Genomic DNA, 6,638 nt, shown 5'->3' with positions numbered 1-6,638 from the left:
CCTCAATTTTCTGTCGCCGCAGCAGGGCAGTCTATTCTCGGACAGCCTCCCGGGCGATTATGGGTTTTCCATTGGCTCAGCGAGGGGTTTCCACTTTATTCAAACTGATACAGGCCTGCAACCTGAAAAGGGCTAAAAAAGGTATTTCAGGCCCAGTCCGAGCAAAATAATGGCCAATATGATGCGCATGAAGGTATCCGATAGCTTCATACCGACCCGGGTTCCTGCATAGATGGCAGGGATAGAGCCAATCAACAGGCTGCCTAACAGCGCAAAATCAACATTCCCCAGCCAGATATGGCCAAAGCCTGCCAGTAACGTTAACGGTACAGCGTGAGCCAGGTCGCTACCCACAACCTTGACAGGTTTTAGCAACGGATAGAGCAGGACAATTGCTGCAGTTCCCAGAGCCCCAGCCCCCACCGAAGACAGCGTGACCAGCACTCCAAGGAAAAAACCGACAATAAATGTTAACGGTGTCTGATATTCAGGTGGAATCATTGAGACACCGCAGAGCTGTCTTTTTTTCAAAAAAGGACTCGTCAATAGCGACAGCGCAGTAAGGGTTAACATTATCCCAAGGCATAATGTAAGGATCGGACTATAATCAGCGCTTCTGTCAAAAAAAAACTTGAGTAGAACAATCGTCAGGGCTGTAGCAGGCAGACTGCCAGCACAGAGAGTTTTGACCAGTGTCCAGTCAATACTTTTTTGATGGTGATGGACAATGACCCCGGTTGACTTGGTAATGGCTGCATACATCAGATCCGTTCCGATAGCAATATGGGCCGGAAAGCCAAACATTAACAGCAGTGGTGTCATCAATGAACCACCGCCGATACCTGTCAGGCCAACCGCAAAGCCAACGCCGGCACCGGTGGTGATATATGTTAGAAAATCCATAAGTATCCTGAAATCTATGGTCTAAAGTTATAAATAGCCTAGGCAATGTATGAAAATATTGACTAAAAATTGATGATTGGCTGGTAACTATATTGACTGGCTTGTATTCTGGAAAAGAATTTAATTTCATCTTTTTATGCTTTATAGAACTAACGAATCCTGTTTAAATCTATTCATTTTTGTCAGCACAACCTGCCCGACCGGAGGCCATCAATGAAGCTGCAACAACTGCGCTATATCTGGGAGGTCGCCCACCACGATCTCAATGTGTCAGCTACAGCGCAGAGTCTATACACTTCTCAGCCTGGTATAAGTAAACAGATCCGGCTCCTGGAAGATGAACTGGGCGTTGAGGTTTTTGCCCGAAGTGGCAAGCATCTGACGCGTATTACCCCGGCCGGTGAGAAAATCATTGATACAGCCGGTGAAATCCTGAGAAAAGTCGAGTCGATCAAGCAGGTTGCCCAGGAATTCAGTGACGAGCGTAAGGGCAGTCTGTCCATTGCTACAACCCACACTCAGGCTCGTTACGCCTTGCCGGGGGTTATCCGGCAGTTTATTGGTCAGTATCCCGATGTTGCTCTTCATATGCATCAGGGAACGCCCATTCAAATTGCCGAAATGGCAGCAGACGGTTCTGTTGACTTTGCTATCGCAACGGAAGCACTGGATTTGTTCAATGACCTGGTGATGATGCCGTGTTATCGCTGGAACCGCTGTGTTCTTGTACCCGGGGATCATCCATTGACCCAGGTATCTGAATTGAGCCTGAAAGATATTGCCCGATATGCCCTGGTCACCTATGTTTTCGGGTTTACCGGTCGTTCCAAGTTGGATGAAGCCTTTATGAATGAAGGGTTGTCACCAAAAGTGGTGTTTACTGCCACTGATGCTGACGTGATCAAAACCTATGTGCGCCTGGGACTGGGGGTCGGGATCATTGCTAAAATGGCTTATGATCCTGAACTGGATTCAGACCTCATACCCCTCAATGCTGATCATCTGTTTGAGCCAAGTATTACCAAGATAGGGTTTCGTCGAGGTACTTTCCTGCGTGGCTTTATGTACGACTTTATTGAAGATTTTGCGCCTCACCTGACCAAAGATGTAGTTCGGGAAGCCATCCTTCGCCATAACAAGGCGGAAGTGGATGAACTCTTTTCACATGTTCAGCTACCTGACCAATAACCACGTTCAAGCGGCTTGGTTCAAGCCGCTTTTTCCAGTATTTCCTTTACCAGCTTGAAATAGATGGTGTAAATCACAGGCTCCTTGTCTTCTTCTTCGACAATAAAAAAAGGTGCCTTGTCTACCTGATACATCTCTGCCAGCAACATACCAGTACTGTTCGGGTCGCCGTCAATAGCAGTGACGAATTGATCAATTCGATGGATATGTCCTGAGTTCTCCAGTCTTTCCTGCACGTCCTGGCATTTTTTACAGAGGTTTCCATCGGTCATTACCTTTTTGATCATGGTGATTTTCATAATCCAGTCCTCCCGGGAGTTTGCTTTCATTTGCCGGTGGTTGAGCAATGTGGCAGTGCCTTTAATCAATAATAGAATCTACGCCTATATTAATAGACTTTTATGCTATATTCTTCACCCGCCGTCAGCCTGAAATAAGTCTAATCATTTTAAGAGAAAATAACCAATGTATGTCGTCTGTCTTGACCTTGAAGGTGTGTTGATCCCGGAAATCTGGATTGAGTTTGCCACCCATACCGGTATTGATGAACTCAGGGCAACGACGCGTGATATTCCCGATTACGACGAGCTGATGACCATGCGGTTATCCATGCTCGATAAATATAAACTCGGGTTGCATGATATCCAGGCAGTGATTTGCGAAATGGAGCCAATGGAAGGCGCTGTGAAATTTGTGAACTGGCTGCGCAGTGAATTCCAGTTAATTATCCTGTCGGATACTTTTTATGAGTTTGCCGATCCATTTATGGCTCTGCTGGGTCGTCCAACGCTGTTCTGCCATCGCCTGGAGGTGGCAGCATCTGGCAGGGTAACAGGCTACAAGTTAAGACAGAAAGATCCGAAACGAGCCGCGGTAAAAGCGCTGAAAAGCCTGAATTACCGGGTTCTTGCTGCGGGTGACTCCTACAATGATACTGCCATGCTCAGTGAAGCAGACGCGGGTTTTCTGTTCAAGGCACCGAATAACGTGATTGCCGAGTTTCCCCAATACCCCTCAATCACCAACTATGATGATTTGCGCACGGCCTTGCTTGCTGCACGAGGTTGAAGAATCTATAAATTTATGGAGTTTGCCTGTTCCGGTCAGTTAATGCATAAAATAACGCTATTAACAAAATCACTGTTTTTCTGGTTCTGGTTGCTCCCGGGATGCGCCAATGGACCCGGCATTTCTGAAGTGAATCCAGGTGACTTGCGGCAACCTTTGAATGTTGACGTTTATGATCAGGCTTACTGGCCAATTTATACCTGGGCACCGGAAAAATCAGTCACCGGAACCCTTAGAATTTATATTGAAGGGGATGGTCGAGCCTGGTTGAGGTCCAATCGTCCTTCAATGAACCCCACCCCGGTTAACAGGCTTGTGCATCATTTAATGATGCAGGATGAATCACCAGACCTTGCCTATATCGCCCAACCCTGCCAGTACGTGATGAATGATAACTGCAACTCAGAGGTATGGACTTTTAAACGTTACAGTCCGCAAGTTCTTGAAGCTATGAATGCGACTGTGGCATCTCTGAAAGAGAAAGGGCATTACGAAAAGCTGGAATTGGTCGGGTATTCTGGTGGTGGAGCGTTGGCCGTGTTGATTGCCGCCCACAGAAATGATGTCACAAGTGTTCGTACGGTAGCGGGTAACCTCTCTCCTGAGTTGTTAAACCGGCACCATGGTATCTCCGAAATGCCAGCGGCCCTGAATCCGCTGGCTTTCAGTGGGCAGTTATCGTCAATAGCACAAATTCACTTTTTTGGGGTCAGGGATTCGGTGGTTCCGGTGCAGGTCAGCGAGCATTATCTTGAAGCATTTGAGGATACTTCCTGCATAAATGTAGAGCGAGTCAATGCAGATCATCAATCGGGCTGGATTGAACAGTGGCCATTATTATTGGACAGGCCACTCAGCTGCGGTCTTTGAAGAGGAATGTTTCTATATATAAGTTTCCAACGTATTCATCAGGTTTCTTACTTTGGTAATGGACTCCTGATATTCTGATTCACAATCAGAGTCAGCAACAATTGCTCCTCCTCCCCAGCAATGTAATTCGCCGTCTTTTGCAAGAATTGTCCGTATGGTGATACTGGTATCCATATTGCCATCACAGCTGATATAACCAATGGAACCACAGTAAACCGTCCGGGCCACTGGTTCCAGCTCCCTGATGATCTCCATGGCTCGTATTTTGGGCGCTCCGGTGATCGATCCCCCCGGGAAAGTGCTTCTCAGCAGGTCAAATGCATCATGATCGCACCTGAGCTGACCCTTGACCGTGCTTACCAGGTGATGGACGTTGGCATAACTTTCCAGGGCAAATAACCGGGGCACGGTCACTGTACCTGTCTTACAGACTTTACCCAGATCATTTCTCAGCAGGTCAACAATCATCAGGTTTTCCGATTGATCCTTCTGGCTATGTTGTAACTCTTGCGCAAAGGCGCGGTCTTCTTCAGCAGAACGACCCCGGGGGCGGGTACCCTTGATTGGCTTCGTGGAAACATGACCGTTTTCCAGTCGGATAAACTGCTCCGGAGAGTGACTGAGAATGGCCAGGTCGGGGCGTAAAATAAAGGCCGAGTAGGGCGCTTTGGTGACTGTTCTGAGTTTTTTGAATGCCTCCCACGGGTTACCTCTATAGGGGGCGGTAAAGCGCTGGGTAAGGTTCACCTCATAGCAATCTCCCGCCGCAATATAGTCCTGGATTTGTTGAAATGCACACTGGTATTCAGCTGAAGTCTGTGTCGGGATAAATGTGTTGAGCAGTTTGAACGGTGAACGGTCTGGCTGCCTGCGCATCGGGTCAATGGTGTTGAGAATTTCAGTTTTCCATGCCGCTGATATATCGGGATGAAACACAAGACAGGCCCGTCGTTCCTTATGGTCAGAGATCAGGGCCCATTGATAGAGTCCGACGGACATAAGTGGCGTGGAAATATCGCGATGGGCTATCCGGTCTGGCTCAAGATGTTCACACAGTTCATATCCCCAGAAACCAACCATGCCACCAACAAACGGTAATCCGGGGTTGTCGACGCTGCTCATCTTACCAAGCCGGTTTGACAATTGCGCAAAGGGCTCTGCTTTAGACAAGGTTTCTGATTTATGTTGAATGAGGTCTTCAACAATCAAATGACCTTCTGAAGTGAAGGTAAAGTAAAGTTCAGGAGCTGCAGTCATGATGTCATAACGGCTGGAATGATTTTTATAGACTGCCTGATCTCCATCAAATACCGAACTATCCAGAAAACATGGATAAGGTAGATGGATAAAATGTTCAAAGTAGAGGCTGCTGTCTTCTTTATATTCCAGTTCCAGAATCGTTAGAGTTTTCATACAGGTGTCCGAACAAAACAGTCGGCATTTTAACGGGTGCCGAGTGTCATCGTCTACAACCTGTGGACCAGCCATCATGGGCTAAATATCATCAGATATTGCGATGGTTATAACTGCATAACTTCCCTGTCAACAGATTACACGTAAGGCGCACGATAGCTTCTCAACTCATAAAGTATCATCAAACCCTTGATGTAGTAGCAGTGAGTCAAAGGGGTGAGCATGTACACCTTACTAGACAGATAGAATCAGCATAGCCGATGGGGGAATTAGCTTATCTCTGAACCAGTACTGATTTTAGATGATGGTGCTCTCTGAGAAGCAGTAGTTGTTGGCGCTATAGTTGATGAAGGTAGCCAGGAAGGGTGTGTAGCACTTACTTCGACTTTCAGGGGGGGTGTTATGCTAAAGCCGGGTGGAAGGGTGAATGGTGCTGCTGACAGTTATACTTCTGCCCCTGTGGACATTGAGAGTCTGAGTATGTCCAAGTCCAGACAGGGTCGAAGTGGTATTTAATTGGTTACCGCCCTTGGCGCCCGTCAATACACCCCACACCCCTAAAGAAGTTACTTGCCATTGAAGCGTTGAGTTTACCTGGTTTCAATTCAGGTAGAAGCGCTAAGTAAAGTTCGGTATAAGTACCTCGAATTAAAAATCCCATGGTGTGTATAGGGCCCACAACATAGATAATGCTGCTGAACACACGCTTTATAACAAGCATCAAGAGCCAGAGATAACACCATGAATCAAAAGAATAATGCCTTGGAACGATTGATTGCTGAGCAGGGCATTGTCACCGCGCCCGGCGTTTACGATGGCATTTCGGCCCGCCTTGGTGAAGAAGCGGGTTTTTCAGCCCTGTACGCCAGTGGCGGTGCCATTGCCCGCAGTACCGGCGTGCCTGATATTGGCCTGCTTACACTGACGGAAGTGGTTGACCGGGTTCGCCAGATTGTCGCCGCCACCTCCCTGCCGGTCATTGCCGATGCGGACACCGGGTTTGGCAACGAGGTGAATGTCAAGCGCACCGTGGAGCTGTTTGCCAATGCGGGCGTTACCGCTTTTCATCTGGAAGACCAGGAGTTTCCCAAACGCTGCGGGCATCTGGATGGCAAGTCTCTGGTATCTGTGGAAGAGATGTGCAGGAAAGTCTCGGTTGCCAGGAAGTATGCCGGTGATGTTACGGTGATTGCCCG

General features: G+C 47.8%; 7 protein-coding genes. 4 read left to right on the top strand and 3 right to left on the bottom strand.

Annotated features, from left to right (window positions below; translation table 11 throughout):
* Positions 1-132: 132 nt before the first annotated feature.
* Positions 133-903: a sulfite exporter TauE/SafE family protein gene (locus KDK14_RS01710; RefSeq protein ID WP_257263288.1), complete on the bottom strand. Its 771-nt coding sequence runs from the start codon at positions 901-903 to the stop codon at positions 133-135.
* 213 nt (positions 904-1,116) lie between these two features.
* Between KDK14_RS01710 and cysB the strand changes: the two genes are divergently transcribed.
* Positions 1,117-2,091 carry an HTH-type transcriptional regulator CysB gene (gene cysB, locus KDK14_RS01705; RefSeq protein ID WP_257263287.1) on the top strand — a complete coding sequence of 325 codons (975 nt, stop codon included), beginning with the start codon at positions 1,117-1,119 and terminating at the stop codon, positions 2,089-2,091.
* A gap of 20 nt (positions 2,092-2,111) precedes the next feature.
* On the opposite strand, the gene KDK14_RS01700 is transcribed toward cysB, so the two are convergent.
* Positions 2,112-2,459, bottom strand: a complete 348-nt coding sequence (locus KDK14_RS01700) for a hypothetical protein (protein ID WP_257263286.1) — start codon at positions 2,457-2,459, stop codon at positions 2,112-2,114.
* Positions 2,460-2,556: 97 nt separating this feature from the next.
* On the opposite strand from KDK14_RS01700, the gene thrH reads away from it, so the two are divergent.
* Together thrH and KDK14_RS01690 are read left to right on the top strand one after the other, a co-directional pair.
* Positions 2,557-3,159, top strand: coding sequence for a bifunctional phosphoserine phosphatase/homoserine phosphotransferase ThrH (thrH, locus tag KDK14_RS01695; protein ID WP_257263285.1), 603 nt, complete (start codon positions 2,557-2,559; stop codon positions 3,157-3,159).
* A 42-nt stretch (positions 3,160-3,201) separates the two neighbouring features.
* A complete protein-coding gene (locus KDK14_RS01690) occupies positions 3,202-4,029 on the top strand; it encodes an alpha/beta hydrolase (RefSeq protein WP_257263284.1) in 828 nt (275 codons plus the stop codon).
* Positions 4,030-4,041: 12 nt separating this feature from the next.
* Here the strand turns inward: KDK14_RS01690 and pabB are convergent, their stop codons facing one another.
* Positions 4,042-5,442 carry an aminodeoxychorismate synthase component I gene (gene pabB / locus KDK14_RS01685; protein WP_257263283.1) on the bottom strand — a complete coding sequence of 467 codons (1,401 nt, stop codon included), beginning with the start codon at positions 5,440-5,442 and terminating at the stop codon, positions 4,042-4,044.
* 741 nt (positions 5,443-6,183) lie between these two features.
* On the opposite strand from pabB, the gene KDK14_RS01680 reads away from it, so the two are divergent.
* On the top strand, positions 6,184-6,638 hold a 455-nt coding region (locus KDK14_RS01680; protein WP_257263282.1), incomplete at its 3' end, for an oxaloacetate decarboxylase.

The organism is Endozoicomonas sp. ONNA2 (assembly GCF_024606365.1).
Taxonomy (GTDB): Bacteria; Pseudomonadota; Gammaproteobacteria; order Pseudomonadales; family Endozoicomonadaceae; genus Endozoicomonas.
The sequence above is the reverse complement of the archived record's forward strand: the minus strand, read 5'-3'. Positions and strand labels throughout refer to the sequence as shown.

What these genes read in the sequence shown, in the direction of transcription:
- KDK14_RS01710 (WP_257263288.1), bottom strand. Translation starts at nt 903, where the DNA reads ATGGATTTTCTAACATATATCACCACCGGTGCCGGCGTTGGCTTTGCG.
- cysB (WP_257263287.1), top strand. Translation starts at nt 1,117, where the DNA reads ATGAAGCTGCAACAACTGCGCTATATCTGGGAGGTCGCCCACCACGAT.
- thrH (WP_257263285.1), top strand. Translation starts at nt 2,557, where the DNA reads ATGTATGTCGTCTGTCTTGACCTTGAAGGTGTGTTGATCCCGGAAATC.
- KDK14_RS01690 (WP_257263284.1), top strand. Translation starts at nt 3,202, where the DNA reads ATGCATAAAATAACGCTATTAACAAAATCACTGTTTTTCTGGTTCTGG.
- pabB (WP_257263283.1), bottom strand. Translation starts at nt 5,442, where the DNA reads ATGAAAACTCTAACGATTCTGGAACTGGAATATAAAGAAGACAGCAGC.